The 24,517-nt window shown below is 63.9% G+C and carries 29 protein-coding genes, 2 tRNA genes and 3 pseudogenes; 14 read left to right on the top strand and 20 right to left on the bottom strand.

Annotation, left to right across the window (positions count from 1 at the left end):
- The first annotated feature begins 168 nt into the window (after window positions 1-168).
- On the top strand, window positions 169-891 hold the full coding sequence (locus BST40_RS21875) for a 2-thiouracil desulfurase family protein (protein WP_075545205.1): 723 nt from the start codon (window positions 169-171) through the stop codon (window positions 889-891).
- A 100-nt stretch (window positions 892-991) separates the two neighbouring features.
- On the top strand, window positions 992-1,132 hold the full coding sequence (locus tag BST40_RS30235; protein WP_158006289.1) for a hypothetical protein: 141 nt from the start codon (window positions 992-994) through the stop codon (window positions 1,130-1,132).
- Window positions 1,133-1,152: 20 nt separating this feature from the next.
- Here the strand turns inward: BST40_RS30235 and BST40_RS30230 are convergent.
- Window positions 1,153-1,256: transfer RNA gene (locus BST40_RS30230), tRNA-Tyr, on the bottom strand.
- A 615-nt stretch (window positions 1,257-1,871) separates the two neighbouring features.
- Between BST40_RS30230 and BST40_RS21865 the strand changes: the two genes are divergently transcribed.
- The 4 genes from BST40_RS21865 (at window position 1,872) to BST40_RS30915 (ending at window position 3,684) form a co-directional block, all read left to right on the top strand.
- Window positions 1,872-2,174 (top strand): hypothetical protein, encoded by a 303-nt coding sequence (locus BST40_RS21865; RefSeq protein WP_075545203.1) that lies wholly within the window; start codon window positions 1,872-1,874, stop codon window positions 2,172-2,174.
- Window positions 2,171-3,127 (top strand): zinc finger domain-containing protein, encoded by a 957-nt coding sequence (locus BST40_RS21860; RefSeq protein WP_142276782.1) that lies wholly within the window; start codon window positions 2,171-2,173, stop codon window positions 3,125-3,127. Before BST40_RS21865 ends, BST40_RS21860 begins: the two co-directional genes overlap by 4 nt.
- Window positions 3,099-3,314 carry a hypothetical protein gene (locus BST40_RS29600; RefSeq protein WP_142276781.1) on the top strand — a complete coding sequence of 72 codons (216 nt, stop codon included), beginning with the start codon at window positions 3,099-3,101 and terminating at the stop codon, window positions 3,312-3,314. Before BST40_RS21860 ends, BST40_RS29600 begins: the two co-directional genes overlap by 29 nt.
- A 124-nt stretch (window positions 3,315-3,438) precedes the next feature.
- Window positions 3,439-3,684: a hypothetical protein gene (locus BST40_RS30915; protein WP_075545201.1), complete on the top strand. Its 246-nt coding sequence runs from the start codon at window positions 3,439-3,441 to the stop codon at window positions 3,682-3,684.
- Between the two features lie 393 nt (window positions 3,685-4,077).
- On the opposite strand, the pseudogene BST40_RS33650 reads toward BST40_RS30915, so the two are convergent.
- A pseudogene (locus tag BST40_RS33650) lies at window positions 4,078-4,468 on the bottom strand (ISAzo13-like element transposase-related protein); the annotation flags it as partial.
- Window positions 4,469-5,298: 830 nt separating this feature from the next.
- Between BST40_RS33650 and tnpC the strand changes: the two are divergent.
- Window positions 5,299-6,237, top strand: a pseudogene (gene tnpC, locus BST40_RS21850) (IS66 family transposase); the annotation flags it as partial.
- A 335-nt stretch (window positions 6,238-6,572) separates the two neighbouring features.
- Here tnpC and BST40_RS21845 read toward each other — a convergent pair.
- The 13 genes from BST40_RS21845 to BST40_RS33340 form a co-directional block, all read right to left on the bottom strand.
- On the bottom strand, window positions 6,573-7,058 hold the full coding sequence (locus BST40_RS21845; protein ID WP_075545324.1) for an ankyrin repeat domain-containing protein: 486 nt from the start codon (window positions 7,056-7,058) through the stop codon (window positions 6,573-6,575).
- Window positions 7,055-8,479 (bottom strand): GH-E family nuclease, encoded by a 1,425-nt coding sequence (locus tag BST40_RS21840; RefSeq protein ID WP_083155575.1) that lies wholly within the window; start codon window positions 8,477-8,479, stop codon window positions 7,055-7,057. Before BST40_RS21840 ends, BST40_RS21845 begins: the two co-directional genes overlap by 4 nt.
- Window positions 8,476-8,766: a WXG100 family type VII secretion target gene (locus BST40_RS21835; RefSeq protein ID WP_075549634.1), complete on the bottom strand. Its 291-nt coding sequence runs from the start codon at window positions 8,764-8,766 to the stop codon at window positions 8,476-8,478. The genes BST40_RS21840 and BST40_RS21835 overlap by 4 nt, the downstream gene beginning before the upstream one ends.
- Complete coding sequence (locus tag BST40_RS21830; protein WP_240316567.1) at window positions 8,763-9,035, bottom strand: WXG100 family type VII secretion target; 273 nt, start codon at window positions 9,033-9,035, stop codon at window positions 8,763-8,765. The genes BST40_RS21835 and BST40_RS21830 overlap by 4 nt, the downstream gene beginning before the upstream one ends.
- A gap of 196 nt (window positions 9,036-9,231) precedes the next feature.
- The gene (locus BST40_RS21825) at window positions 9,232-9,438 is read right to left on the bottom strand and encodes a hypothetical protein (RefSeq protein WP_075549633.1); all 207 of its coding nucleotides are present in this window, start codon (window positions 9,436-9,438) and stop codon (window positions 9,232-9,234) included.
- 154 nt (window positions 9,439-9,592) lie between these two features.
- Entirely contained in the window at window positions 9,593-9,961 is a 369-nt protein-coding gene (locus tag BST40_RS21820) for a hypothetical protein (RefSeq protein ID WP_075549638.1), read from the bottom strand.
- Between the two features lie 181 nt (window positions 9,962-10,142).
- Window positions 10,143-10,592 (bottom strand): hypothetical protein, encoded by a 450-nt coding sequence (locus BST40_RS21815; RefSeq protein ID WP_075549632.1) that lies wholly within the window; start codon window positions 10,590-10,592, stop codon window positions 10,143-10,145.
- Window positions 10,589-10,912 carry a hypothetical protein gene (locus BST40_RS21810; protein ID WP_075549631.1) on the bottom strand — a complete coding sequence of 108 codons (324 nt, stop codon included), beginning with the start codon at window positions 10,910-10,912 and terminating at the stop codon, window positions 10,589-10,591. The genes BST40_RS21815 and BST40_RS21810 overlap by 4 nt, the downstream gene beginning before the upstream one ends.
- Before the next feature lie 8 nt (window positions 10,913-10,920).
- Window positions 10,921-11,070, bottom strand: coding sequence for a hypothetical protein (locus BST40_RS31200; RefSeq protein WP_208618922.1), 150 nt, complete (start codon window positions 11,068-11,070; stop codon window positions 10,921-10,923).
- Window positions 11,045-11,407 carry a helix-turn-helix domain-containing protein gene (locus BST40_RS21805; RefSeq protein WP_131808373.1) on the bottom strand — a complete coding sequence of 121 codons (363 nt, stop codon included), beginning with the start codon at window positions 11,405-11,407 and terminating at the stop codon, window positions 11,045-11,047. The genes BST40_RS31200 and BST40_RS21805 overlap by 26 nt, the downstream gene beginning before the upstream one ends.
- 11 nt (window positions 11,408-11,418) lie before the next feature.
- A complete protein-coding gene (locus BST40_RS21800; protein WP_131808372.1) occupies window positions 11,419-11,724 on the bottom strand; it encodes a hypothetical protein in 306 nt (101 codons plus the stop codon).
- Window positions 11,721-11,996 carry a hypothetical protein gene (locus BST40_RS21795; RefSeq protein ID WP_240316566.1) on the bottom strand — a complete coding sequence of 92 codons (276 nt, stop codon included), beginning with the start codon at window positions 11,994-11,996 and terminating at the stop codon, window positions 11,721-11,723. Before BST40_RS21795 ends, BST40_RS21800 begins: the two co-directional genes overlap by 4 nt.
- Window positions 11,993-12,184: a zinc finger domain-containing protein gene (locus BST40_RS33340; RefSeq protein WP_420891047.1), complete on the bottom strand. Its 192-nt coding sequence runs from the start codon at window positions 12,182-12,184 to the stop codon at window positions 11,993-11,995. The genes BST40_RS21795 and BST40_RS33340 overlap by 4 nt, the downstream gene beginning before the upstream one ends.
- 261 nt (window positions 12,185-12,445) lie before the next feature.
- Here BST40_RS33340 and BST40_RS21790 point away from each other — a divergent pair, with 261 nt between their 5' ends.
- Window positions 12,446-12,946: a helix-turn-helix transcriptional regulator gene (locus BST40_RS21790; protein WP_075549628.1), complete on the top strand. Its 501-nt coding sequence runs from the start codon at window positions 12,446-12,448 to the stop codon at window positions 12,944-12,946.
- A 329-nt stretch (window positions 12,947-13,275) separates the two neighbouring features.
- Complete coding sequence (locus BST40_RS31195; protein ID WP_183154960.1) at window positions 13,276-13,809, top strand: tyrosine-type recombinase/integrase; 534 nt, start codon at window positions 13,276-13,278, stop codon at window positions 13,807-13,809.
- Window positions 13,810-13,834: 25 nt separating this feature from the next.
- Here the strand turns inward: BST40_RS31195 and BST40_RS21780 are convergent.
- Window positions 13,835-13,918: transfer RNA gene (locus BST40_RS21780), tRNA-Tyr, on the bottom strand.
- A gap of 65 nt (window positions 13,919-13,983) precedes the next feature.
- Here BST40_RS21780 and BST40_RS21775 point away from each other — a divergent pair.
- Together BST40_RS21775 and BST40_RS21770 are read left to right on the top strand one after the other, a co-directional pair.
- On the top strand, window positions 13,984-14,475 hold the full coding sequence (locus tag BST40_RS21775) for a YajQ family cyclic di-GMP-binding protein (RefSeq protein ID WP_075549626.1): 492 nt from the start codon (window positions 13,984-13,986) through the stop codon (window positions 14,473-14,475).
- A 138-nt stretch (window positions 14,476-14,613) separates the two neighbouring features.
- Window positions 14,614-16,110: a flavin-containing monooxygenase gene (locus BST40_RS21770; protein ID WP_075549625.1), complete on the top strand. Its 1,497-nt coding sequence runs from the start codon at window positions 14,614-14,616 to the stop codon at window positions 16,108-16,110.
- Between the two features lie 7 nt (window positions 16,111-16,117).
- Here BST40_RS21770 and BST40_RS21765 read toward each other — a convergent pair whose 3' ends face one another.
- Window positions 16,118-17,617, bottom strand: a complete 1,500-nt coding sequence (locus tag BST40_RS21765; protein ID WP_075549624.1) for a trypsin-like peptidase domain-containing protein — start codon at window positions 17,615-17,617, stop codon at window positions 16,118-16,120.
- 169 nt (window positions 17,618-17,786) lie between these two features.
- Between BST40_RS21765 and BST40_RS21760 the strand changes: the two genes are divergently transcribed.
- The 3 genes from BST40_RS21760 (at window position 17,787) to BST40_RS21750 (ending at window position 22,430) form a co-directional block, all read left to right on the top strand.
- Window positions 17,787-18,812, top strand: a complete 1,026-nt coding sequence (locus tag BST40_RS21760; RefSeq protein WP_089025259.1) for an NAD(P)H-dependent glycerol-3-phosphate dehydrogenase — start codon at window positions 17,787-17,789, stop codon at window positions 18,810-18,812.
- A gap of 247 nt (window positions 18,813-19,059) precedes the next feature.
- Window positions 19,060-20,613, top strand: a complete 1,554-nt coding sequence (locus BST40_RS21755) for a SulP family inorganic anion transporter (RefSeq protein ID WP_075549622.1) — start codon at window positions 19,060-19,062, stop codon at window positions 20,611-20,613.
- A gap of 251 nt (window positions 20,614-20,864) precedes the next feature.
- Window positions 20,865-22,430 carry a SulP family inorganic anion transporter gene (locus tag BST40_RS21750; RefSeq protein ID WP_082275677.1) on the top strand — a complete coding sequence of 522 codons (1,566 nt, stop codon included), beginning with the start codon at window positions 20,865-20,867 and terminating at the stop codon, window positions 22,428-22,430.
- A gap of 349 nt (window positions 22,431-22,779) precedes the next feature.
- Here the strand turns inward: BST40_RS21750 and htpX are convergent, their stop codons facing one another.
- The 3 genes and pseudogenes from htpX to BST40_RS31890 all read right to left on the bottom strand — a co-directional run.
- Entirely contained in the window at window positions 22,780-23,640 is an 861-nt protein-coding gene (gene htpX / locus BST40_RS21745) for a zinc metalloprotease HtpX (RefSeq protein ID WP_083155563.1), read from the bottom strand.
- 49 nt (window positions 23,641-23,689) lie between these two features.
- Entirely contained in the window at window positions 23,690-24,205 is a 516-nt protein-coding gene (locus BST40_RS21740) for a PGRS repeat-containing protein (RefSeq protein WP_075549620.1), read from the bottom strand.
- Between the two features lie 17 nt (window positions 24,206-24,222).
- Window positions 24,223-24,345, bottom strand: a pseudogene (locus BST40_RS31890) (PE family protein); the annotation flags it as partial.
- Window positions 24,346-24,517 lie beyond the last annotated feature (172 nt).

Here is a 24,517-nt window from a genome sequence, read left to right as displayed (position 1 = left end):
GGAGCGGGGAGCACGGGCCAAACAACAACGACCAACCCGGATCCACCTTTACGGGGGTCCCCAACACAGATAAGGGGACATGAATCGACAATGTTCGACACCGGCGGGCAAAGCGGGCAGGGTCTCGGCTCAGCTGACCAACAGTCTCGACTCGCGAGACATTGACTCATGTCAAAGTCTCGCGAGTCGGCCCGGCTGCTGCTCAACCAGCTGGCAGACGAACGTAGCCGGCGCGTTGTCCTAGTATCGCATTGCCTGCTGAACGAAAACACCCGCTATGCCGGCGGCGCCACCCGCCCCGGGGCGGTGGCCGAGGTGGTCAACGAACTGCTCAGCGCCCGCACCGGCATTCACCAACTGCCCTGTCCCGAGCAGCTGGCGTGGGGCGGCGTGCTCAAACGCCACAGCCTGCGGCTCTACCACTCCAAGGGCGGACCCGTGTATGCGGTGCGCGGTGCGCTGCTGAGCGCATTCATCGTGTGGACCAAGGTGATTTACCGGCGCCTGGCCCGGCGGGTCGCGCGTGACGTGGCCGACTACCACCAGGCCGGTATCGCGGTCGCCGGCATCGTCGGAATCGGCGCCTCACCCTCCTGCGGAGTGACCAGCACCCTTGATATGCGCGCTTCCCTGGAGGTGGTGGCCGCCTGCCCGGCGGCGGCTCTCACCCGAGATGTGATGAACGAGCAGGCTGTTCTGGGCTGCCGGCGCTCCGGGCAGGGCCTGTTCATCAAAGCGCTCGACCGCGAGCTGAACCGCCGCCGACTGTGCGTGCCCGCATTCGAACACGACCTCGCCGCCGAACTACGCGGCCAGCCCCAGGCGGTGCTCGCCCGACCGGCACCGCAAACTCTCGGCACTGTGGCGGAGGCCGCAGCCAAGGGGCACTAGGACTTTCGCTCGTCGGTTATGCGAACCTCAGCATCGGGCTCGTCGGCTTGGTGAGTCCGTTCGCCGGCGGCTGGGAATCCTCGGCGCCGTAACAGGTGCGGTGTACCTCGGCTTGGCGGGGCTGCGCCACATCGCCAAGCGCGCACAGAACCCCGACGAGATCGTCGCGACCTGGACCGACCTACTGGTCTTCGTCATGGTGACAATGGGCGCCGTCGGCATCATCGTGTCGTCGAGCTGACAGCGTCTCCGAGCCGTGGTGGCAGGTACAGGATTCGAACCTGTGTAGCTTTCGCGACGGATTTACAGTCCGTCCTTCTGGGTGTTTGGCGGCTCAAGCTGTGTTGGCAATGTTGAAAACCTGCTGGTCGGCGTGTTGGTTGTGTTGGGTGATGAAGACTGTTGTCGGTAGCACTGCGGACGCACTGCGGACGAGAACGCAAACCCCAGAACGAACCCCGTGGGGAGTTGCACACGAAGGGACTACCGACGCCCATCACGGATCTGGTACACGCGCGACAGCGAAAGGCCAGCGGCTACCGCGATTTGCTCGCCGGAGATGCCTTGATCGAAGCCTTCACGGACTAACCGGCGCAGCTCCGCGTCGGCAGCGTCGAACGCCACGCGGCGCGACTCGCGCTGTCTGGCAGCGCGCCGGATGAGCCCGAGATGGTCCACAAGCGGAAAAGTCTAGCGAGCTGAAACGCGTATTCAGTGATGCTTCGCAGCGCGCTACAGTTTTGCTTTCCAGCGCGCTGTTTAGCGCGCTTTGGCGAACTGCACGCCCGGAAGGACCTAGCCGATGCAGATCAGCATCCGCAGTCCCCCTGCTTAACAAGGACTTTCGCCGCCTTTTGGGCGGGAGTTCGGCTCACCTCTCAAATGACTGAAGGCGACTCCCCCGCCAAAGGGAACCGCCTTCTCGTACCTCACACCCCCTGCCAGGGGCTTCAGCAACGAACCACAAGGAGCGTACTCCTATGCGCGAAAACGGCGCAACAGCTCTGTCCACCGTCCCTCTACCGCCCGGCGCCGACACCACCACTACCTGGGAGGAATGGGACCACACGTGTCGCGTCGTCTGGACCCGCGAGACCGACGTCGCCGGCATCAAGGTTACCGGCTCGGCGATCCAGTTCCCCGATGGCTCGATAGATGCCGGCACCGAGGAACCGCCGCTGGTGACGGTCGGCGAGTTGCAGTTCACGACCCACCAGGCGCGCGAGCTGGCCGCGGCGATCGTGGCCACCGCAGAGCTGATCGGCGTGTGGGTGACGCGATGACCACCGTTGAACCGCACCCGGCGCTGTCCTATCCGTGCCCGTTCTGCGGCGCTGAGCCTAGCCAGCCGTGCCGGGCGCACCGCGGACGTGGCCGCGAGCTTGACTGGCCGCATTCACGGCGCATACAGGTCGCGAGCCCACCAACCCCGCCTGGCCCATCGAAGCCGCCAATCCGGGCGCTGTGCTGCGAATGTGGCAACCTGCGCACTGTCAGCGCGAATCACTTCTTCCGGCACGACGACAAGAATCGCGCTCAAGGCGGCTTCGCAGAGGACACCCGCGGCTGGCGATCGACCGGCACCTTGCTGTGCCGCAATTGCGGGCGGCCCGCACGGCACGCGCTGCTACAGGCCGCCGGCGACCGCGACTACGAAGAGGCGTACCAGCAATACGCACTGGGCAGCGACTGGCCCTACAAGTGGGCGCCAGATCGTGATCGCCTACGCCAGTTGTACTTCAAGCAGTTTCCACGCAACCCCAACCTGACGCACTGGTATCTGCAGTCTGAGGCGGTCAAGGCACGCGCTGCTGGGCGGCCAACCATGGTGGCCATCTGCGGCGACAGCATGGCGACGCCGCCCGACCATCTTGACGACAAGGCGCGGTCGGCGGAAGCTGGCCTGGTCAAGCCCAAGACGATGCGGGAAAACGAGTATGAAGACGCTGCAACCGGGCTGTCGTGGGTGGATATGGATTGCGTGAACTGCCTCAAAGTTGTCAATGAGCGCCGCCTGCAGCGCGCCCGTGATGACCTGGACGCGCTGATCCGCTGGTATTCCGTCAGGGTTGAGCTGCTGGCTGCAGTGGAGGTCGACGAACTTCGGAATTTCTTGGCGAAGGCATCGGACCGGACGTGGCGGCGCTGGCAGAAGGGCCACCCCCAGCAAGCACTCAGAGAGATATCCCCCCCTGCCTCCCTGCGCCGTGTACGCCGACCTGCGGTCGGACACTAACACCTACCGGCCCTACCGGGTGATGATCAACGGCATCACCCGCAGCGTCGACGGCAACGGCGGCATTCAGGTGTGGGTCGCTGCCGTCCAGTACGGCGACGGCACCCTCGACCAGGACGTACTGGACCGCCCCTCGGTGTGGATCGACGCCCACCAGGAAGCGTTGAGCAGCGAGCAGGCGTCGTGATTTGGCCGGCGAGCTGCTGGCGGCGGCGGACGAGTCGGGCGGGTGGCTGCGATGAGCACGATGATCGCCAAGGCAGACCACCGCTGCCCCTAGCCCTTGGTGCGAAGGCGGCTCCCTGCTTGACGTGCACACGACCGCCCACACGACGCCGGCCACCGGCCGCGACTACGACGTCCGCGACGGACTGGCCACCACCATCATGGTCAGCTACGACGAGCATGCGGACTCACGGCCACGGATTCTGCTGCACCTGGGGTCTGACTCCGAAAACGTCGATGTCGACGTCGATGTGAGCCCGACACCAGCCGAGGCGCGGCGGATCGCCATCCAAAAGTGCAGATCACGCCCCGAAGCGTGCCGAGGCGATTGACCGCTCCAACCTGCCTGGAGTAGCACTGATACTTGGTCTGTGTGGCGCGAGGCGCGACGGCAGGGACGTCAACGAGAGGGGCTGTTACCTGACATTCTGCACCACTCTCGAAAGGACAGACAGAACTCGTGAATCTTGAAGCGAGCGGCAACTTCTGGGTACCCGCCGACACCAAAGTCAAGGTGCAAGGCTCATTCAAGGCAGATCCCGGGCAGAAGCCTGAGGCGATTCTGGCCACCGGCTTAGTCGACGACCCCCGAGTAAAGGTATCTGGCGGTATCTCTATATTCACGGACTCGCCTGACGAGACGGTTAATGCTTTCCTGCCGATCACACTGCATGCGCAACTCACCACTGGCGAGTCCGTTACGCTACTAAGGGATCGCGCAGTAATTAGGTAGGTGTTGTCGGGCGTGTCGCGGTGTGGTCGGCGGTGAGCGTGTAGTTCCAGTCGCCGTGGAACTCGTACGACCGCGGCATCAAGATCACCGACAAGCAAATCGCCGCCCTCGAAGCCACCCAACTGCACCGTCAAGGTGGTGGTGTCGAGGACCGCGTTCACGGTCAGTCCGGTGGATGTGGTTGTTGCCCTGAGGGTTTCGATGACAACCTCATGGGATTCCAAGGGTCGTCCGCGCCAGTTGCGGCTGATCGCGGAGAACAGCCGGTGTTCGATCTTGTTCCATTTGGAGGTGCCCGGCGGCAGGTGGCAGACCGTGATGTCCAGTCCGGCCTCGGTGGCCAAGGCGGCAAGTTCGGTTTTCCACAACCGCAGCCGGGTCCCGATCCGGATGCTGCGGACACCCGATGCCCCCTGGCGATCAGCTCGGCGGCCAGCAACAACCGCCACGCCCGCTCGTCCAAATGCGGGCGGATCAACGACAAACGGGCAGCGACCGGATCGGAGTCCACAGCAGGCAGCGTCATACCACAAGTGTGGACAAACCAAACAGAAAAACCTAAATAATTACTGCGCGCCGCCTAAACGCACAAAACCACGGTGGAGACGGCTATGTAACTGGAACCCCTCGCTACAAGGCGCAGTCGGCGGTATCGGGCGACCGCCATATAAGCGGTGTGGACCAGACATTTAGCAGTATCCGGTTCCGCTTCGGCCATCCCCACTGGCTAGCGCACCTTAAGGCGGGGCAGTCCAGTGTTGTTGATGACGACGGGTCCACGCTGAGTGTTGATGCGTCTGACGACGGCATTTGGCTGCGGTATTCATCTGCGACCCCGGCCACACTGCGTCGGCTTGAGAAGAGGGTGGTAACGGGCTGCCTATCACTAGCCGAACTATCACTCGACCAGGATTTCGCCGCCCGAGACACCCAGGTTCGGATCGATGTTCGCGATCCTTGGCTTACGGTCCACGGACCCGGCGCCAACACACCCCCGAAGGAGTTCGACGGTGACAGTCTGTTGCTGCGCGAGGAACTCACCGTCGAGCGGTTCGCGAAATGGATTCCATTTAACGACACTCTGGACGGGCTTGCGTCTGCGGCCGCACGCCCGGTCAAGGCACCTTTGCAGACACAGGTTCTCGTAGTCACCGCCCTACTCGAAGGGCTCCACCGCCGCCTCTCCACCGCACCCGGGTCGCCGGTGCGTATGGGCCCCAACACTTTGGCTTTAGCCGCACTGTTGACCTGCGCGCATTACCTGCCGGTGGGCCGTTGCCGTGATGTTTTGGCCGCGTTGACCGCGATCGAGGTCTCAACGGGGTTCCTGGCCGCAATCCGCGGCCGCGCCGCCCGCCGGCTGGAGCGAAAATTCCAGGGCCACATGCAAAAGCTGCTGGCCAGCGCGCCGGTGCTACACGCTGATGAAACCCCAGGCCGCGTCAACGGAGCCCTGACTTACGTGCACGTCGCGTGCACCGAATACCTCACGCTGATGCACATCGGGGATCGCTCGGCGGCCACTATCGATGATGGCGGGGTGCTCTCCGAGTTCAACGGGGTGCTGGTCCGCGATGGCTACGCCGGCTATACCCACCTACCCGCCCTGCACGCCTGGTGCGCCGCCCATCTACTGCGCGACTTGCGTTCAATCTCTGACGCCGACCCCGACCACCAAACATGGGCGCTGGCCATGGCCCAGGTGCTCACCGACGCCCACCACGCCGCCATAGCCGCCCGCGACACCAGCGCCGACGCACTAACACCTGCGACGCTGGCACAAATCAACAACCACTACCTCGGCGCGATCGCCCTCGGCCGCGACGAAAACCAAGACCGCACCGGCGAACTGGCCGACAACGCACGCAGGCTAATCAAACGGTTCCGCCGCTACCAAGACATGATCTTGCGCTTTGTCGCCGACCTGACCGTGCCGTTCACCAACAACGAAGCCGAACGCACTCTACGACCCGTCAAAATCCAACAACGCACCTCCGGAGGCTGCTGGCGAACCGTCCAAGGACTCACTGACTTCGCCATCGTGCAGTCCTACCTCGACACCGCACACAAATGGGGCATCGACAAGCTCGACGCCCTCCAACAGCTCTTCACCATCGGCGCCTGGCTACCACCAGCCCTCACCCCCGGCTGACCAGCTGAATAGCTACAGGGCCAGGCCAAAAAGTTACTGGGCTTGGCATTTCCATATATATATACCCCTGCACGAATTAATGCCGTGGCGCAAACAGAATTGGTGGCGGTACCGCCGAAATAAGGGGGGGGTATGCGTAACCGTTTGAAGCCCCCTTTTTTTATTTTCGCAGGTAGATAGATTGCAGGCGACCGCTCGGTGGCTTTTTAGGGTTAGCCATATAACCGCAGGTCGCGATAGGGGTTGGGGGTACCAAGGGTACCCGTCGGTGCGGTCGTACTGGGAGAATTGGGACGCGAAGTTGGTCGCGCGCAACGCGAATGGTGCAGATCCCTTTAGAGCAAATCGGCAAAGACTTCTTTCTCCTCAGGCTTCCCGTAGCGGCTCACGAACCGCAGCGCAGTCGATCCATTTGCTGTTTCGATCGTGGGATCAGCACCGCGCTCGCGGAGCAGTCGCATGATGTGGAGGGCAGCGGGTGTGGTGTTGCGGACGGCGTTGTACAGCGGCGTCTCCCCCTTCGTGTTCTTGGCGTTGACGTCAGCGCCGGCATCCAGCAGCAAGCGAACAGCTTCCTCGCTTTCTCCTTTGGTCGCAAAGTGCAGTGGAGTGGAGCCTTCGTCGTCGATGGCGTTGACGTCGGCGCCAGCATCTAGTAAGCGGTGCGCGTTGGTCAGGATGAATTCCACTATCTTGAGATGGTTTTCGGCCTTCAGCTCTGGATCGGTTAGCGCTGCTGTGTGGTCCAGACCCACTGGCGCGTCAATCACCGCATAATGCAGCGGGGTCCGGCCCGCACGGTCGCGATCGTTCACATTCATCCTGCCTCCCTCGGTAGTTCGGATGCGTGGCTGAGGTTTCCTGGCGCGTCTTCGACCTGATAAAGCCCGGGGCGGTTGCAGTACTCGATGAGCTGCTGTCGGGTCCAGTGCTCCCGGATGGCCATGTCTCGGATGCGCCACCACTCCTGACCGCTGACGTGGCCGAGATGGTAGGTGGGATCGACGGGATAACGGATGCCGTCGGCGCCGAGGTAGTATTTGCCGTCCGCGCTCTTCGGCAGGTTCAGAATTGCTTCCTCGTACTGTTTGGACACTGGGACCAAGACATTGTCATCGGTGGCGCTGATGTAGTACTTCCCGTCGGGCGTCCTTCTGGCTGCCGCTTCAACAGCTTCTCGGGTTCCGACCCTGATGTAGGGCCGCGACAACAGGTCAAGGCCTTCAGTGCCCAACAACCCCGGGATGGCGCCCTCGGCCAGGAACAGCTGTGCGCGGGCGGAGAGCAGTGGCGACAGTTCACCCACGGCCCGTACCGCGTTGCCGAGGGCACTAACGGTCGGCAGGCTAGAGGCTTCGGCTGCGACCCGAAACTCGCGGATAATGGTCGCGATACGTGCACCAGTGGCCACCAAACGCGCTACATCGACGACCTTCGACACACCCTCACTTATGGCCGCCGTGAACGGAATCAGAACCGCGGCAACGGCTTCGGTGACCGCCACAGTCGCCCCAAGCGCGGCCATCTCATGCAGGATCTTCGAGTGCGCGTCATCGATTGCCTGCGCGTAGTCCGAGCACGCGGTACCGGCTGCGTCGAAGCCGTCAGCAACCGCTTTGAGCGAATCTCGGTCCAGAGTGCAGTTGGTGGCCGCAACCGGGAACTCCGGTGACTTTTGCGCACGCACCGACTCGATCACACCGTCGTTGGCGATATCGGCCGCAGCGCGCAATTCCCGCGCCGCCCCATGCCAGGCGTCGGCGGCCGCACGCAGCTTGTCTTGGTGACCATTGGGCCACATCTCGCCCTGCACATAGGCCTGAATGGTGTGCCACCACCCGGGCACATCACTATGCCCGCCCTCCGCGGACGGGATGGCCGGCACCAAGAACATCGGTTTAGCGGTGGGCGGAAACGCCGGCGCACCAGCGTTGTTCATCGCTGACTGCTGATCAGCGTTTTGATGGTTGACCGCCGTGGTGGCCAATAAATCCGAGCACTGAGCTGCACCCATCACCGCGGCAGTCGCCGCCTCCATCAATCCCGCCCCACCAGCGCGTCCGCCCACCAGCGCGTCGTATTTCAGACTCCAGGAATGGCCGCCAATGTCGGTGCCGGCCATACCAGCAGACCCTTTCAACACCCCCGACAAGTGCTGTACGGCCGCAGCTGCGGCGTCATAGACCTTGCCGTAGACGCGTCCGGCTTCGGCGACGACTGCAGGATCGACGTCTTGAGTCATGGCCACATCGTCGTGTTGAGTTCCGCCACCCCGGTGTAGTTGCGGTGCGCCAGCTCAGCGTTTCGTCGTAATTCGTCGAGGCCCTCACGCATCTGCTGATCGGCAGCCATCCACTTCTGGTGGTATTCGCGCTCGGCGTCGGCGCCCGCACCTAGCCAGCTGCCGTGCAATTCGGCGACGCATTGATCCACAGCGGCAGCGATCTGTTCCGCACGCGCAGTGAACTCGGCCAGCCGATCAGCAAAGGCCAACAGGGCATCCAAATTGACCGTGTAGCGCCGGCTCACACTGCTGGACCTTTCCGGTACAACGCTTCGAAAGCTTTCGCCGCAGTGTTTTCATGGTCGAGCATGAGATCCACCGACCGCATCAACAGCTGCGAATGTTCCTCCAAGGTCGCCGCAGCCGTCGCAGCACCCGAATACCACTCCTGCCAGGGCGGCTGATACGCCGACGCGGCGACACCGGTCCACGTGGACGACAGCTCGCGCCACTGGCGGGTGATACTGTCCAGCTCGTCCTTCAGCTCATCAGCCTGATTGGTCAGAACATGCACGCCGTCGCCATCGCCTCCAACTTCATTGCCAGCTCGTAGGCCAACGGCGTTCGCTCCTTTTCGCGCGCAGGGTCAGGATGTTCTCGGGTAAGCGTCATTGGCACCACGCTTATCCTGACCGGCCCGCAGTTGCGTGCGTCGGGAGGGTCTGCCTCCTCGCAACCTAGCCGCCGCGGACGTCAGCCCGACCTTCTAACTAGATCGTCGACTGATCCCACGGAGCATCGCCGATAGTCGCCGGCAGAACGGATTCCGACATGCCGTGAGCCGCTGCCCACCGCCGCCGGGCCGCCCACCACTCATCGAGTCCCAGCTCCCACGTCAGGGCGTCCGTGTGTACCGGCCAGCCCGGGAATTCCAGCAGCTCGGGCGGTAGCGTCGCACCGTCGTAACGGCGTCGCATCACGCGCCCCTCTCGTCGTCGCGGTTGATGAGTGCCAGCAGCCGGCGGCGTCGCTCAGCCCAGGCGTCCACCGCTCGCCGGTACGCAACGCCCGTCGCGTACCGACGGCCGTTGAACAGAAACCCCGGTAGCGGATCAACAGGTCGGCGCCGCATCACGCACCCGCGATCCCGTAGACGCCCCTGGCAGCTCCACGCCGCTGGGGACGACGCAATACAGACGGGTCGTCCTGATCGCCACTAGGCAACCGCAGCGACGCGGCAAGCCGGGCCAGCACTATCCGCTGCTGCTGCGCGGCCGTCAGCGCCGGATGCGCCTTCGACCCGTGTGGACCTTCCACCACCAGGCCGTCGCGCTCGGTGATCGCATGCAGCTCGTCGAGCTGGTCGACACAGCGCACCATCTCCCTAAGCAAGGCCAGTTCGTGCTGCTCAAGCTCATACCTGGCCATAACGTCACGCCACAGCGCCCGTCCGCTCGATCGTGCGCCCTTCGGCGGGGCCGGTATCTGCGCTCTCGCCATCGTCAGCTCCTGTTCTGACTTGAAACTCCGTTGTATTCCAAGGGTTTTCGCGCACTTCCAAGCAAAGCGAAACACGCTGCACCGCATTACAATTCAGAAATTGGAACCATTTCAGCCCTCACAGATAGAGAGCCGGCGCCTCGTCGTCGCCGCTCAGTCCGGCCGTCAAAAAAATCGCGGGTCATGCCGAACCGGCCCAGATATGCCGCAGGGCAGCCAGCCCTTCCGGGGTGTGGAGTTCGGGTAGGACTCGGCGCCATACATGGGCGACGCCGGCGAGTAATTCGTTGGCGCGGCCAATCGCGCCGGCGGCATCGATAACGTCGTTGAACAGGACGGCCGCGCAGTCGTAGCAATCGCCGTCATCTTCGCGGGCCGCGACGGCGCCGCCGTAGGCGAGGATGAGATGTCCGGCGCGGCGGATGTCGGGGTTGGCGTCACCCTCGGCGATGGTTGCCACCAAGGCACCGAGTGCAACCTGCCCGAGCGGGGTGCGAGTTTCGTGGGCGGCGCGGTCATACAGGGCCAACAGTCCGTGCAACAAGCCGGCGTAGGCGTCATCGTCGGTGGCGACCCGCGCGAGGGTCTCGGCGTCGCCCTCGATCAAGGTGAGCACGTCGGCATTGCTCATCGGGACGGCCCCTCCTCTCGGGCTTGCGACCAGCGCTTGCCGAGCGTGTCGACCTGAGCTTGGTGGCCCGTACGCCCCTGTCGAGGGCGTCGCTTCGCATGGAGGGCGAGGACGGCTTGGCGCGGATCAATCGGGTTGTCGTTCACGGTGGTGGCTGCGGCCCGATGGGTGGTCTTGCGGGTGTCGCCGCGCAGCCGCCCGTGCGAGTCGAACAGGCTGCGGAGTTCGTTCTTCAACGCCAGTTCGGCGATGAAAGATTCGGGCAGGCCGGTGGCCCGGGCGAGGGACCGCACGGCCCCGGTCGGGTCACCCGACGACATAGCCGCCTTCACTGCTGCTCACCGGCTCTTGGGAACCCGACCAGTGAGGACGCAGGCATGGACTCGTCCGGTCCCCTGGTCCGCCACACCAACGCCCGGAACTCGGGCTCGGGCAGCGCGGCCAGCCAATCCTCAACCGCTGACTGCAGATCGGGCACTCTGCCTCCCTTCGGCGTAGGTCTGCACGTCGCAGAGCCTGAAAAGCCAACGCCCGCCGATGAGTTGACCATCCAAGTCGGAAGCCAGGCGGCGCACTTGACGCTTCGAGATGCCAAGAACGGCTGCGGCCTCCTCGGCGGTGACCAGCTCTCGCTTCTCTAATTCTGCTGCCGCCCTGCCCGATTCATGTCCCGCTGCGGACATGACGCGGATTTCGGCGTCCAGGCGGTCATAGTGACGGCGCAGCCATTCGGGTATCGGCTGGCCGGAGCGCTGGCGGTGGCGGATCAGGTGGGCTGCGCAGTAGTAGGCGCACTCTGTGTCAACCGGATTCATCGTGGCGGCACTCACCACACGTCGCCGTCGAAATCGTCGGCAACTCGCGGTATATGTCTGTCGCTCAGTTCCTCAAGATGTTCGGTGATGCCGGCGAGCATCCGCTCGACCCGCACCCGCGCTGCGGCGGTTCCGTGATGTTCGACGAGCCCTGCGGCCCAACAGCGCACCAGGGCATAGATCAGCTCGGGGCCATGGCCTAGCGAGTCGGCCAGCGCTGCGTCGTACCGGGCGCGGTCGTTGTCGAATACCGCCAAGGCCAGCCGTGCGGCGCGGGCCTGGTCGTCAAGGCCGAGGATCTGCGGCGGCATGCTCACTGGTAGACCACCTCAAGGTCGGCACCGTAGTCATGTCGTGCCCAGTACCGTATGCCGTCGAGGATGAAGTCGGAGCCGTTGTGGGCCATGGCTTCCCGGGCGCGGCGCTTGCCTCGTCTGGCCCATTCACGCGGGATGCGGATATGGCCGTTGATGATGGGCAGCGCCTCGACTGCGGTGACCTCGACACCGAAGAGAAGAGCTATGGCTTGCATATCGAGCATCGGTTCACCACCAATTTCCGTGATGGTGACGATGACGGTGTTGGTCACGCGGATGTTCCTCTCTGGATAGGGATTCGGTAGTGGTGGACCTGTCGGCCCGGTAATGGTTGGCCACGCCGCACGGTGTTGCGGCAGGCTGCGCCGGGTTGGGCGCCGCAGAGGCCGCAGGGCTGCGTGAGGGCTAGGTTGACGTCTTGGTCGTCGGCGGTGAGGTCCGGTTCGCCGTTTTCGCGCATGCGTTCGTTCCGCAGAACGAGCTTGCATTCCCGGCAGAGCCCGGTGATCTCGTGCGGGTTGAGCCAGTGCGGCGGAAAGATACTCCGAGGTCTGCAATGCCTCCCGGGCCGCGTCTTCTAACGCGCGACGCGTTACGTCGGCGCAAACCTGCGTGATGTCACCCACCTTGCCTTACCCCTTTCGCTTTTGGTGTAGTGCTCCGTTCTAGTGTTGCTGGCGCTGGTTGCGTTGGTCAATCTAAAACAGTAGAGTTGACTGATATGGCAACTAGCAAGTGGACCGAACTCCATTTCCGCAAACGGCTCAAGTTGGAGCGAGAACGCCGAGGATGGACGCAGAAGCAGTTCGCAGATGCTTTGTCAGACAAAGATATTCATCTGGCCTGGACGACGATCGCCAAAATCGAGAAGGGAAGCCGCTCGGTCAGGATCGACGAAGCGGCGGCCATCGCTGACCTTTTCGGCATATCCGTCGACTCGCTGCTAGGCCGCCGAGCGCGGCCGAAGAGCGACCGCGTTCACATACTTACAGCGGCGGGAGACACTGCCATTCGATCCGCGGGACAGATCATTGACATCGCGGAAGCCGTGCGCGACAGGGTCGCGGACCTCTCCCCGCCGGACGATGACCTACCTAGCCGGGAGAGCCTGATCGTCGGCTTTGAGCGGATCTATGAGCTGCTCGTCGAAGTCAACGATGCATTGACCGACACCGCGCAGGCGGCTCGCCGCGCTATTCGGGATGAGGTGAGAGCAAAATGAAGCGCAACCGCCGCGCGGGCGTAGAGGACCGTTGGACCAAGACTGTCCGGCTTCCCAGTGGGGAGATTCAGACAGTTCCGTCGGCGGCGAACGGAAATGGGTTGCGTTGGCGTGCAAGGTATGTCGATGACAATGGCCGCGAGCACGCGAAGGGTTTTGGCCGGAAGACAGACGCTCAGAACTGGTTGAACAAGCAGGTTTCAGACCAGGTAACCGGGACCTGGATGGACCCGGCGCTGTCGGGCGTCACGTTCGGTGCGCTTGCTGAACGGTGGATCTCGACGAAGGCGAATCGCTCACCAAAGACGGTCGCTGGGTATCGCTCGCTGTTGGATACTGTGGTGCTACCGCGCTGGAAAGACGTCGCGCTACGGGACATTCGGTTCGACGAACTTCAGGTGTGGGTGTCCGGTTTGTCCGTGGATGGGTCCGTGCGGTTCGAGGGCAATGGCCTGAGCGCGTCGAGGGTCCGCCAGGCGCACCAACTGGTGGGCGCGGTGCTCAAGTTCGCGGTCAAAGCCAAGCACCTGGCCACCAATCCCGCGGATGGCATCGAATTGCCGCGGTTGCCGGAGGCCGAGCAGCGTTACCTGACGCACGAGCAGCTACACCGCGTCGCGGTCGCGTCGGGCCGGCTCCGAACGCTGGTGCTGGTGCTGGGCTACTGCGGCCTGAGATTCGGGGAAGCCGCCGCCCTGCAAGTCAGCGACGTAGACACAGCGGCAGGCCGGATACGCGTGCGCCAGTCGGTCACCTACGTCCGCAAGACGGGCCTGGTTGAGGGGTGGCCAGCGCCTTTGACGCTGCAGCTCGAACTACTGCGGACGCACTGCGGACGGCCCCGGCACTCAACGTCGTTGTGAATACCGGGAATCACCTCTGACCTGCTGGTGGCAGGTACAGGATTCGAACCTGTGTAGCTTTCGCGACGGATTTACAGTCCGCTCCCATTGGCCGCTCGGGCAACCTGCCGCCAGACAGGTTACAACGACCGGGTAGACAAAGCACAAACGGCTATCGAAGAAGGGACGGATCGAATGGCGGACTCATCGTTCGACATCGTCAGCAAGGTCGACCGGCAGGAAGTCGACAACGCGCTCAACCAGGCGGCCAAGGAGCTGGCCACCCGGTTCGACTTCCGCGGCACCGACACCAAGATCGCGTGGAAGGGCGACGAGGCCGTCGAGCTGACCTCATCCACCGAGGAGCGCGCCAAGGCCGCCGTCGACGTCTTCAAGGAAAAACTGATCCGCCGCGACATCTCGATGAAGGCCTTCGAGGCCGGCGAGCCGCAGGCCTCCGGCAAGACCTACAAGGTCACCGGCACCATCAAGCAGGGCATCAGCAGTGAGAACGCCAAGAAGATCACCAAGCTGATCCGCGACGAGGGCCCCAAGACCGTCAAGACCCAGATCCAGGGCGACGAGATTCGGGTCACCAGCAAGAAGCGCGATGACCTGCAGGCCGTCATCGCGATGCTGAAGAACGCTGACCTGGACGTGGCGTTGCAGTTCGTCAACTACCGCTGAGGGCGCCCGAGCCGCGCCGAGCGTGACGCCACTGCGAGATCGGGCGCTCTATTTCGCACTGGTGTCACGCTCGGCGCATGCGCTGCAGGGATGCCAGCCGGTGGCTCAACCAACCGGTGGGTGCCTACTCTGGTGAGCATGACCGTGAGCCCTCAGCAAGCCATCGACACGGCCTCCTTCGACGTCGTCATCGTCGGCGCCGGGATCTCCGGCCTCGGCGCGGCCTACCGGCTGCTGCAACGCAACCCCGGACTCTCCTACACGATCCTGGAGCGGCGCGAGCGGATCGGCGGCACCTGGGACCTGTTCCGCTACCCGGGAGTGCGCTCCGACAGCAGCATCTTCACGCTGAGCTTTCCCTACGAGCCGTGGACCCGAAAGGAAGGCGTCGCCGACGGCGAGCACATCCGCGAATACCTGACCACCACCGCGCACAAGTACCGCATCGACCGCCACATCCGGTTCAACAGTCACGTCTTGGCAGCGGACTGGGATTCGGCCACCGACACCTGGACCGTCACCTTCGAGCAAGGCGGCGTCGCACAGCAATGCCGCAGCCGGTTCGTGTTCTTCGGCAGCGGTTACTACAACTACGACGAGGGCTACACCCCCGAGTTCCCCGGCATCGAACAGTTCGGCGGCACCGTGGTGCACCCGCAGCACTGGCCGGAAGACCTGGACTACGCCGGCAAGAAGGTGGTGGTGATCGGCAGCGGGGCCACCGCGGTCACGCTGATCCCGTCGATGGCGGACCAGGCCGGCAAGGTGACCATGCTGCAGCGGTCGCCGACCTACCTCATTTCCGCGTCCAAGTACGGCAGGTTTGCCGCCGGCGCTCGTAAAGTGCTGCCCCCCAAGGCTTCCCATCTGGCCATCCGGATGTACAACGCACTGCTGGAGGCGGCGCTCTGGTTTTTGTCCCGCAAGACACCGCGACTCATGAAGTGGCTGCTGCGGCGCACGGCGATCAAGAACCTGCCCGCCGGCTACGACGTCGACACCCACTTCAAGCCCACGTACAACCCGTGGGACCAGCGGCTGTGCCTGATTCCCGACGCCGACCTCTACACCGCCATCGCCGACGGCCGCGCCGACGTCGTCACCGACCACATCGACCATTTCGACGCGACCGGCATCGCACTCAAGTCCGGCGAACACCTCGATGCCGATATCGTCGTCACCGCCACCGGCCTGCAGCTTCAGGCACTCGGCGGCGTCAAGATCAGCTTGGACGGCGTCGAGATCAATCCCTGCGACCGTTTCGTCTACAAGGCGCACATGCTCGAAGACGTGCCCAACCTGTTCTGGTGTGTGGGCTATACGAATGCGTCCTGGACGTTGCGCGCCGACATGACGGCGCGGGCGACGGCAAAGTTGTTGGCGCACATGGCGGCTCACGGCTATACCCATGCCTATCCGCACCGCGGCGACGAGCCGTTGACCGAAAAGCCCTCCTGGGACATTCAGGCGGGCTACGTGCTGCGCTCGCTGCACGCGCTGCCCAGGTCAGGCACCAAACGGCCGTGGAATGTGCGGCAGAACTATTTCGCCGACGCCATCGACTACCGGTTCGACCGCATCGAGGAGGCGATGGTGTTCGGCCGCGCCGCCGACCGCGCGGCGATAACCGGCTGAAGGCGGGCTAAGCGGGCTGCGCCGATTCCCCGGCCGGGATTTTCTTGCCGCAGTTCGGGCAGAACTTCTCGGCAGGGTGGTGCGCCGCTCCGCAGTTGGGACAGAAGTGCGGCTCACTCGACGGGTCAGGAACCAGGCCCAGTGGCCGGATCTTGCCGGTCGCCGGCGGCGGCTGCGCATCCGCAGCAACGGCCGCGGCGGCTTCGGCTGCGACTTCGGCTTCGGCTATCGCTTCGGCTTCGGCCTCGGTGCGACGCTGCCGACGGCTCCTCCGCACCATGAAGGTCACCCAGCCGCCCACCGTGAGCAGCAGCAAGACCCCGCTTACCATGTACCACACCGGTTTTGAGCGAAGAAACACCGGCGCGTCACCGTACTGCTGACGTAGGTTGGCCGCGCTGGTCTTGAGATCGGCCACGCCCGGATAGTCGGGTGACAGCGCCAGGGCCTGGTCGAAATCGTAGATCGCGTCGCTGTACTGGCCCGAGAAATAGTGGTTGAGCCCTTGGCGGTAATACAGGTCGGCGGGCCCGAGCATCGGCTTGACACCCTTGCCGGCCAGTAGCGCCGCGAGACTGTCCGCGGGCGCGATGAAGTTGAACGGCTGCGGTTCGCCGACCGGGCCGAAACTGTTCACGCCGATCACCTTGCCGTTGAGTTCGACGGTCGGGCCGCCGCTCATGCCCTCGGCGACCGGGGCATCGATCTCATAGACCGGACTCGATTCGATGGTCGACTTCTTGCTCACCTTGCCGCTCTTGTTCGTCGGGTCCAGCGACATACCGGTGACCCGTTGAGTCGTCTCCGGGAAACCCACCGCCAGAACCGGTGCCCCGATACTGACGTCGGCGTCGGTGGCGAGCTCCGACGACGGCAGGTTGTGCTTTTGCACCTTGAGCAGCGCGACGTCGCCTTTGCCCATCGGCCGGAAGTCCACGACGGTGGCCGGGAGCTTCTCGGCGAGTTTCGTCCCGGTTCCGTATCCCAGCATCAGGCTGATCTCGGGCCCCCGGTCGGGGGTCTGACCTTCGACCCGAGCGTTCTTGGTGAGCCAGTCCAGCGTCGCGCCGGGATTCTGGCCCACCGGCGAGTCGGGATAATGCGCCACGTATTCACTGGCCGCACGCTTGAGTATCAGCTGCTTGGCCGTCTCCGGATCGACGCAGTGACCTGCGGTCGCCACCCACCCGTCAGGATTGACGACAAATGCGGTGCAAGTCCACGTCGCGGTGAACGGGATACCCGAACCCTCGCCGAACAGTGACAGCAGCTGACCGTCAGGCAGCCGGACCTGACCGTGAGCCTGGGCCGCAAGATATAAGACGGCCGGCCGGATCATCGCCGCCGCTCGCTGTTCCGGGTTGGCCTGCGGGCGCCCACCGTCGGCGGACGCGATCCCCGGCGACCCGGCCAGCACCGCCAGCGCGGCCGCGATCAGCAGTACGAACGTCCGGACGCAACACGAGCGCAGACGCCTTTCGCGCGACCGGCTCGCTCGTCGCGACATGATTCCTCCTCGATAGAACAGCTATCTTTCACCATCCCGGGGTGGTCACCCCGCCGGGTAGGGACCGAAGTCCCATGCTCGGAGGTCGTTGGTTTCGAGTTCGTCTCGGCGCCGCCCGGCCGCGATCAACCGCTGTCAAATGGCGGGCTACCACAATAGGCTGTGCCCCATGGCAGCTGCGAAGCGCGAACCCAAAGTCGTTGTCCTCGGTGGCGGTTCCTGGGGGACCACGGTGGCGTCCATTTGTGCACGGCGGGTGCCGACGTTGCAGTGGGTGCGCTCGGAGGCGACCGCAAGCGACATCAACGACAATCACCGCAATAGCCGCTATCTCGGCAACGACGTCGTGCTCAGCGAGACGCTGCGCGCCACCACCGATTTCTCCGAGGCCGCCAACAGCGCAGACGTCGTCGTGATGGGAGTGCCCTCGCACGGCTTCCGGGGTGTGCTTACCGAGCTGAGCAAGGAGCTGCGCCCGTGGGTGCCGGTGGTGTCCCTGGTCAAGGGGCTCGAGCAGGGCACCAACATGCGGATGTCGCAGATCATCGAAGAGATCCTGCCCGGTCATCCGGCGGGTATCCTCGCCGGTCCCAACATCGCCCGAGAAGTCGCCGAGGGCTATGCGGCCGCGGCGGTCCTGGCCATGCCCGATCAACATCTGGCCACCCAGCTGGCAGCATTTTTCCGGACCCGGCGCTTCCGGGTGTACACCACCGATGACGTCATCGGCGTCGAAATGGCCGGGGCGCTCAAGAATGTGTTTGCCATCGCCGCCGGCATGGGCTACTCGCTGGGCATCGGCGAGAACACTCGGGCGCTGGTGATCGCCCGCTCCTTGCGCGAAATGACCAAACTCGGCGTCGCGATGGGAGGCGACACCGAGACCTTCCCCGGATTGGCCGGTCTGGGTGATCTGATCGTCACCTGCACCAGCCAGCGCAGCCGCAATCGCCACGTCGGCGAACAACTGGGCGCGGGCAAACCCATCGACGAGATCATCGCATCAATGAACCAGGTCGCCGAGGGTGTCAAGGCGGCCAGCGTGGTCATGGAATTCGCCAACGAATACGGGCTGAACATGCCCATCGCTCGCGAAGTCGACGCGGTCATCAACCACGGCTCCACCGTCGAGCAGGCCTACAGCGGCCTGGCCGCCGAGGTACCCGGACACGAGGTACACGGATCGGGATTCTAGGGTTGCACGGCCTGCTACCTGGTCAGCGCCCATTCCGCTGGAAATCTGCGTTCGGTATGCGCGATGCGCGCCAGCTTGACCCCTGTTTAGCTGCCCGAATACTGTCAAGGGCAGTGGCGGGCGCCGGCAGAATACCTTCGCCCGAATGTATTCGCCGGTGCGCCAACGACTTACGAGTAGATGACCAAGGTAGTGTGGGGCGCGTTGTCGGACCGTCCCCCGCAATGCCCGGATGAGGGAATGACCGATGCAGCCCACCGAACCACCCCACAGCCAGGCCCCGGACAAGGGCCCGCCAGTGTCGCGTACTGAACGACTGCGCTCCATCATCCGCCACGACCTGCCGTCGTCGCTGGTGGTGTTTCTGATCGCCCTGCCCCTCTCGGTGGGGATCGCGATCGCTTCGGACGCACCGGTGCTCTCGGGCCTGATTTCGGCAGTCGTCGGAGGAATCGTCCTCGGATTCATCGGTGGATCGCCGTTGTCGGTGAGCGGTCCGGCGAACGGGTTGATGGTCGTCACCGCCGGTCTGGTCGCCCAGTTCGGTTGGCGGGCGACGTGTCTGATCACCGTGGCCGCCGGTGTCCTGCAACTCATCTTGGGGCTCAGCCGGATTGCCCGAGCGGTACTGGCGATCTCGCCGGTCGTCGTGCACGCGATGCTGGCCGGCATCGGAATCACGATCGCACTTCAACAAACACACGTCCTGCTGGGCGGGGAGTCGCACAGCACATCGTGGGAGAACGTCGTTCAGCTCCCGGGACAAATCATCGGCGCGCACAAGCCCGGAATGTTTCTGGGCGTCTTGGTAATCGCCATCATGGTCGCCTGGCGCTGGGCGCCGGCGAAATTGGCTCCCATTCCGGGCCCGCTGGTCGCCATCGTGACGGTAACCATTATCTCCGTGGTGTTTCCGTTCGAATTGGCCCGGATCACGCTCTCCGGGTCGCCGCTGGCGGCGTTCCAGCTGCCGGGACTTCCCGAGGGGAAGTGGGGCGCCTTCGCGGTCAGCGTGCTCACTGTTGCCTTCATCGCCACCGTCGAGAGCCTGCTGGCATCGGTATCGATCGACAGGATGCACCCCGGGGCGCCCACCAACTTCAACCGCGAGTTGACCGGACAGGGCGTCGCAAACATCACCTCCGGGATGATCGGCGGCCTCCCGATCGCCGCCGCCATCGTCCGTAGTTCCGCCAATGTGCAAGCGGGCGCCAAAAGCCGCGCCTCGACGATCATGCACAGCGTCTGGATCCTTGTCTTCACGCTGTTTTTTGCCGGGTTGATCCAGCAGATCCCCACCGCCGCACTCGCCGGCCTGCTCGTTTTCGTCGGGATCAGGCTGCTGCAGCCCGCCCATATCGAAACCGCCATGCGAAATGGGGACCTGGCCGTCTATCTGGTGACCGTCGTCGGCGTCGTATTCCTCAATCTCATGCAGGGCGTGTTGATCGGACTCGTCCTGGCCATCGCGCTCACCGCGTGGCGGGTGATGTGGTTCAGGATCCACGCCCAGCCCGCCGGTGACGAATGGCACGTGGTCGTTGAAGGGGCGGCCACCTTCCTCTCCCTGCCCCGGCTGACCCAGGTGCTGGCGGCCATTCCCGCCGGCAAGACGGTCAACGTCACCATGTCGGTCATCTACCTCGATCACGCCGCGCATCAGGCGATCGCCGACTGGCAGCACCGGCATCAGGCCACGGGAGGGGTGGTGCACATCCATGGCGGGGTCCATACCGGCCACCGTGCTCGCCGGGCGATGGACGACCTCATCGACGCCGAAGGACCCGAAACGGCGGCATAGCGAGCAACATCAGCGCGAAGCCGGGAGTATCGCGGCAAAAAAAAATTTGCGTTCGCTATGCAGCCAGCGCGCCCGGTTGACCCTGGCCTCGCCAGCAAAATACCGTCGAACTCCGTAACCAACGGGCGCCTGCCTCAAACATTGGAGTTTGGGTAGATTTAACTTGCCTGCGCGCCAACCATTTACGACGATGTTACGTAATTCGGGGCGGGATCATCGGAACGTCCCCCACGGAAACGAGGGAGCAACCGATGCAGCACACAAAATTCGGCAAGCCGCGCCTTGACCGTATCGATCAGGTTGACCCAGGAAGCCAAGCGCAGTCACGAACCGATCGAGTTCGATCGGTCATCCGCCACGACCTGCCGTCTTCGCTGGTTGTCTTCCTGGTCGCGCTGCCGTTGTCATTGGGCATCGCCATCGCGTCCGATGCGCCGGTACTCGCAGGCCTGATTGCCGCGATCGTCGGCGGAATCGTCGGCGGAGCTATCGGCGGATCACCGCTGCAGGTCAGCGGGCCCGCTGCCGGTCTGACGGTGGTGGTCGCCGATCTCATCGCCCAATTCGGCTGGGGATTAACCTGTTTCATCACCGCGATCGCCGGACTATTGCAAGTCCTGTTGGGGCTCAGTCGTGTTGCTCGGGCCGCCCTTGCTATCTCGCCCGTGGTCGTGCATGCGATGCTGGCCGGCATCGGGATCACCATCGCGCTTCAACAAACGCACGTGCTGCTCGGCGGCGAGTCTCATAGTTCGGCCTGGGACAACGTCGTTGAGCTGCCCGCGCAGATTCTCGGCGCGCACAAGCCCGGAGTGATTCTGGGCCTATTGGTGATCGCCATCATGATCGCCTGGCGCTGGGCCCCCGCCAAGGCAGCCGCCGTTCCCGGTCCGTTGGTCGCCATCGTGGCCGTCACCGTCGTCTCGGTAGTGTTTCCCTTTCAGGTGTCGCGGATCGCGCTCGAGGGTTCACTACTGGATGCACTGCAGCTTCCGGCAATTCCGCACGGAAACTGGGGTGCCGTCGCGATCGGTGTCATCACGGTCACACTGATCACCAGCGTCCAGAGTCTGCTGACAGCGGTCGCGACGGACAGGATGCACAGCGGCCCGCGCTCCGAACTGGACCGCGAGTTGATCGGGCAGGGCGCCTCGAACATGGTGTCGGGAGCGATCGGCGGTCTTCCCATCGCCGGGGTCATCGTGCGCACGTCCGCAAATATCAAGGCAGGCGCCAAGACTCGCGCATCGACGATCTTGCACGGATTCTGGGTGATGTTGTTTGCGCTTCCGTTCGCAGGTCTCATCGAACTGATCCCCAGCGCCGCGCTCGCAGGACTACTGATCGTCATCGGAATTCAGCTACTGCAGCCGGCGCACATCGAAACCGCGGTCAAAACCGGCGATTTCGCCATCTACCTGGTAACCATCGTCGCCGTCGTATTCCTCAATCTCCTGCACGGGGTGATGATCGGACTTGTCCTGGCCATCGCGACGACCGGATGGCGGGTGATACGGGCCAAGATAGACGCTCACCCGATTGGCGACGAATGGCGTGTGGTAGTCGAGGGTACTTGCACCTTCCTGGCGCTACCCCGGCTGACGCAGGTGCTGGGCGCTATCCCGGAACGCACCACCGTCACGCTTCATATCGCGGTCAACTACCTCGACCACGCTGCGCATCAAGCGATTACGGACTGGCAGCGTCAGCACCACGCCACCGGCGGAAATGTGCACGTCCATGGTGGCCTCACCAGGGGCCATTCGTCGCGGAAAGCACCGCTGATCGACGGGGAAACGTCCGAAGCTGCCGCCTGATTGACGATCTCCCAGCTTCTGAACGATCCAATGATTCGTCGAACACGTTGTTGGGCAGCCTCAATGCGAGGTGGGTGTGGAGCGCCGGTGAGGTCCATCAGGAGTTCCGCTATCAGTGCGTTAATCGAGGGGCGTCCGCGATAGCGGCGATCGCCTCCTGGCGCTGTTCGGCGCCCAACCCGTCGATGATGGCATTTCGATGCGGATACTTATGTGTTCGTCGTATTCGAAGCACCTTTACCGCATTGGTAGCAAATTCGGGAATAGGCGTCCGCGAATGTGATAGCGCGGGCGCTGAAATAGGTCTCCGTCAGATGGGATAACGCAGGCGCTATCACAATGGGACGCTTTAACCGCGTGCCATCGCCTCCAAGCGGCGGATGCGGTCCTCGATCGGCGGGTGCGTCGAGAACAACGACCCGATCCGCTCGCCTGCCCGGAACGGGTTGGCGATCATCAGATGCGCCTGGCTGGCCAGTTGCGGCTCCGGCGGCAACGGAGCCATCTGCACGCCGCCGGAGATCTTGCGCAACGCCGAGGCCAATGCCAGCGGGTCGCCGGTCAGCACGGCGCCCGATTCGTCGGCCTGGTATTCGCGGGACCGCGACACCGCCAACCGCACCACCGTCGCGGCGATCGGGCCCAACAGCGAAACCAGAAGCAACGCAAAAGGATTGCTGTTTTCTCGGTTGCCGCCGAACATGCCCATCCACATGGCCATGTTGGCCAGGGCGGTGATCACCGACGCCAGCGCGCCGGCGATGCAGGAGATCAGGATGTCGCGGTTGTAGACGTGCGACAGCTCATGGCCCAGCACCGCGCGCAGTTCCCGCTCGTTGAGGATCTGCAGGATGCCCGTGGTGCAGCACACCGCGGCGTTGCGAGGGTTGCGGCCGGTGGCGAACGCGTTGGGCGCCGCGGTGTCGCTGATGTACAGCCGCGGCATCGGCTGGTGGGCGGCGGTGGCCAGCTCGCGCACGATCCGGTACATCACCGGCGCCTGCAGCTCGGAGACCGGCTGCGCATGCATGGCCCGCAACGCCAGCTTGTCGCTGTTGAAGTAGACGTAGACGTTCATCCCGACGGCGAACAGCACCGCCAGCCACATTGCCGTCGTGCCGAACAGCCGGCCGGCGAACACGATCATCGCTGACATGACGACCAACAGCAGGAACGTCTTCAGCTTGTTGGCGTGCGGATGCCAGGTCATCAGTGTGTGTCCTCCTAAGAACACCTCGGCTTGCCGATTTACTGCTGACTCAACGTCCGGAAGGGTCCGTCGGGTTCCGCGGGGCCGATAATCCGCCGTGGCCGCCGTTGCCGCCGTTACCGCCGGTTCCCCCATTGCCGACGAGAAGTCCGCCGCGGCCGCCGTTACCGCCCATGCCGATTTCGCTGTTACCGCCGTTGCCGCCGTCACCACCGTGGCCGAATAGGCCGGCTGATCCGCCGTCGCCGCCGGTGCCGAAGCTGGCGCCGCTTCCTCCATTACCGCCGTTACCGAATAGTCCAGCCGATCCGCCGTTGCCGCCATTGCCGCCGTTTTGACCGACCGCTCCAGACCCGCCGTTGCCCCACAGCCAGCCGCCGGCGCCGCCGTTTTGTCCGGTCCCATTGAGCCCGTTGACGCCATTGCCGATCATCGGACGTCCGAGGAGCCATTCGCTGTCGGCGTTGGCGGTGTTGATCGCATCATGGGCGGCGTTGTCGATCTCGGTGGCCCAGTATTCTCGGTGCTGCCGTTGAGCATGTCGACAAACTGCTGATGCAGCCATTCGTAGTCGCGGCTCAAAGCCTGCCAGGTTAGGCCGTGAGCGGTCAGTAAAGCTGTCATCGCACTCGATACTTCATCAGCGCCGGCGGGTAGTAGCCAGGTGGTCGGGATGATCGCAGCAGCGCTGGCTTCGCTAAACACCGATCCGATGGCAGCTAAATCGGTTGCCGCACATTCCAAAGCGTGCGGTGCAATCCTCACGTATCACACAGCTGGTCCTCCTGGGGTCTACTAATCCGAAGTTACGACGGGTTCTGACTGGGGATTAGTGTTCTGAGCTGGCGATATGGGCTGCTGTCTCGTCCTGATGTGT

This window comes from Mycobacterium persicum (genome assembly GCF_002086675.1).
GTDB lineage: Bacteria > Actinomycetota > Actinomycetes > Mycobacteriales > Mycobacteriaceae > Mycobacterium > Mycobacterium persicum.
This window is presented reverse-complemented; position numbering and strand designations above follow the sequence as displayed.

Excerpts from the sequence above, each read along its gene's own strand:
- BST40_RS21815 (WP_075549632.1), bottom strand. The coding sequence starts at position 10,592 with ATGAGCAATGCCGACGTGCTCACCTTGATCGAGGGCGACGCCGAGACC.
- BST40_RS21765 (WP_075549624.1), bottom strand. The coding sequence starts at position 17,617 with ATGTCGCGACGAGCGAGCCGGTCGCGCGAAAGGCGTCTGCGCTCGTGT.
- BST40_RS21760 (WP_089025259.1), top strand. The coding sequence starts at position 17,787 with ATGGCAGCTGCGAAGCGCGAACCCAAAGTCGTTGTCCTCGGTGGCGGT.
- BST40_RS21840 (WP_083155575.1), bottom strand. The coding sequence starts at position 8,479 with ATGACTCAAGACGTCGATCCTGCAGTCGTCGCCGAAGCCGGACGCGTC.
- BST40_RS21845 (WP_075545324.1), bottom strand. The coding sequence starts at position 7,058 with ATGAATGTGAACGATCGCGACCGTGCGGGCCGGACCCCGCTGCATTAT.
- BST40_RS21775 (WP_075549626.1), top strand. The coding sequence starts at position 13,984 with ATGGCGGACTCATCGTTCGACATCGTCAGCAAGGTCGACCGGCAGGAA.
- BST40_RS21825 (WP_075549633.1), bottom strand. The coding sequence starts at position 9,438 with ATGCGACGCCGTTACGACGGTGCGACGCTACCGCCCGAGCTGCTGGAA.
- BST40_RS21865 (WP_075545203.1), top strand. The coding sequence starts at position 1,872 with ATGCGCGAAAACGGCGCAACAGCTCTGTCCACCGTCCCTCTACCGCCC.
- BST40_RS21875 (WP_075545205.1), top strand. The coding sequence starts at position 169 with ATGTCAAAGTCTCGCGAGTCGGCCCGGCTGCTGCTCAACCAGCTGGCA.
- BST40_RS21740 (WP_075549620.1), bottom strand. The coding sequence starts at position 24,205 with ATGGCTGCATCAGCAGTTTGTCGACATGCTCAACGGCAGCACCGAGAA.
- BST40_RS21810 (WP_075549631.1), bottom strand. The coding sequence starts at position 10,912 with ATGTCGTCGGGTGACCCGACCGGGGCCGTGCGGTCCCTCGCCCGGGCC.
- htpX (WP_083155563.1), bottom strand. The coding sequence starts at position 23,640 with ATGACCTGGCATCCGCACGCCAACAAGCTGAAGACGTTCCTGCTGTTG.
- BST40_RS21750 (WP_082275677.1), top strand. The coding sequence starts at position 20,865 with ATGCAGCACACAAAATTCGGCAAGCCGCGCCTTGACCGTATCGATCAG.
- BST40_RS21860 (WP_142276782.1), top strand. The coding sequence starts at position 2,171 with ATGACCACCGTTGAACCGCACCCGGCGCTGTCCTATCCGTGCCCGTTC.
- BST40_RS21755 (WP_075549622.1), top strand. The coding sequence starts at position 19,060 with ATGCAGCCCACCGAACCACCCCACAGCCAGGCCCCGGACAAGGGCCCG.
- BST40_RS33340 (WP_420891047.1), bottom strand. The coding sequence starts at position 12,184 with ATGCGCGAAAACGGCGAACCGGACCTCACCGCCGACGACCAAGACGTC.
- BST40_RS21820 (WP_075549638.1), bottom strand. The coding sequence starts at position 9,961 with ATGGCGAGAGCGCAGATACCGGCCCCGCCGAAGGGCGCACGATCGAGC.
- BST40_RS21805 (WP_131808373.1), bottom strand. The coding sequence starts at position 11,407 with ATGAATCCGGTTGACACAGAGTGCGCCTACTACTGCGCAGCCCACCTG.
- BST40_RS21790 (WP_075549628.1), top strand. The coding sequence starts at position 12,446 with ATGGCAACTAGCAAGTGGACCGAACTCCATTTCCGCAAACGGCTCAAG.
- BST40_RS21770 (WP_075549625.1), top strand. The coding sequence starts at position 14,614 with ATGACCGTGAGCCCTCAGCAAGCCATCGACACGGCCTCCTTCGACGTC.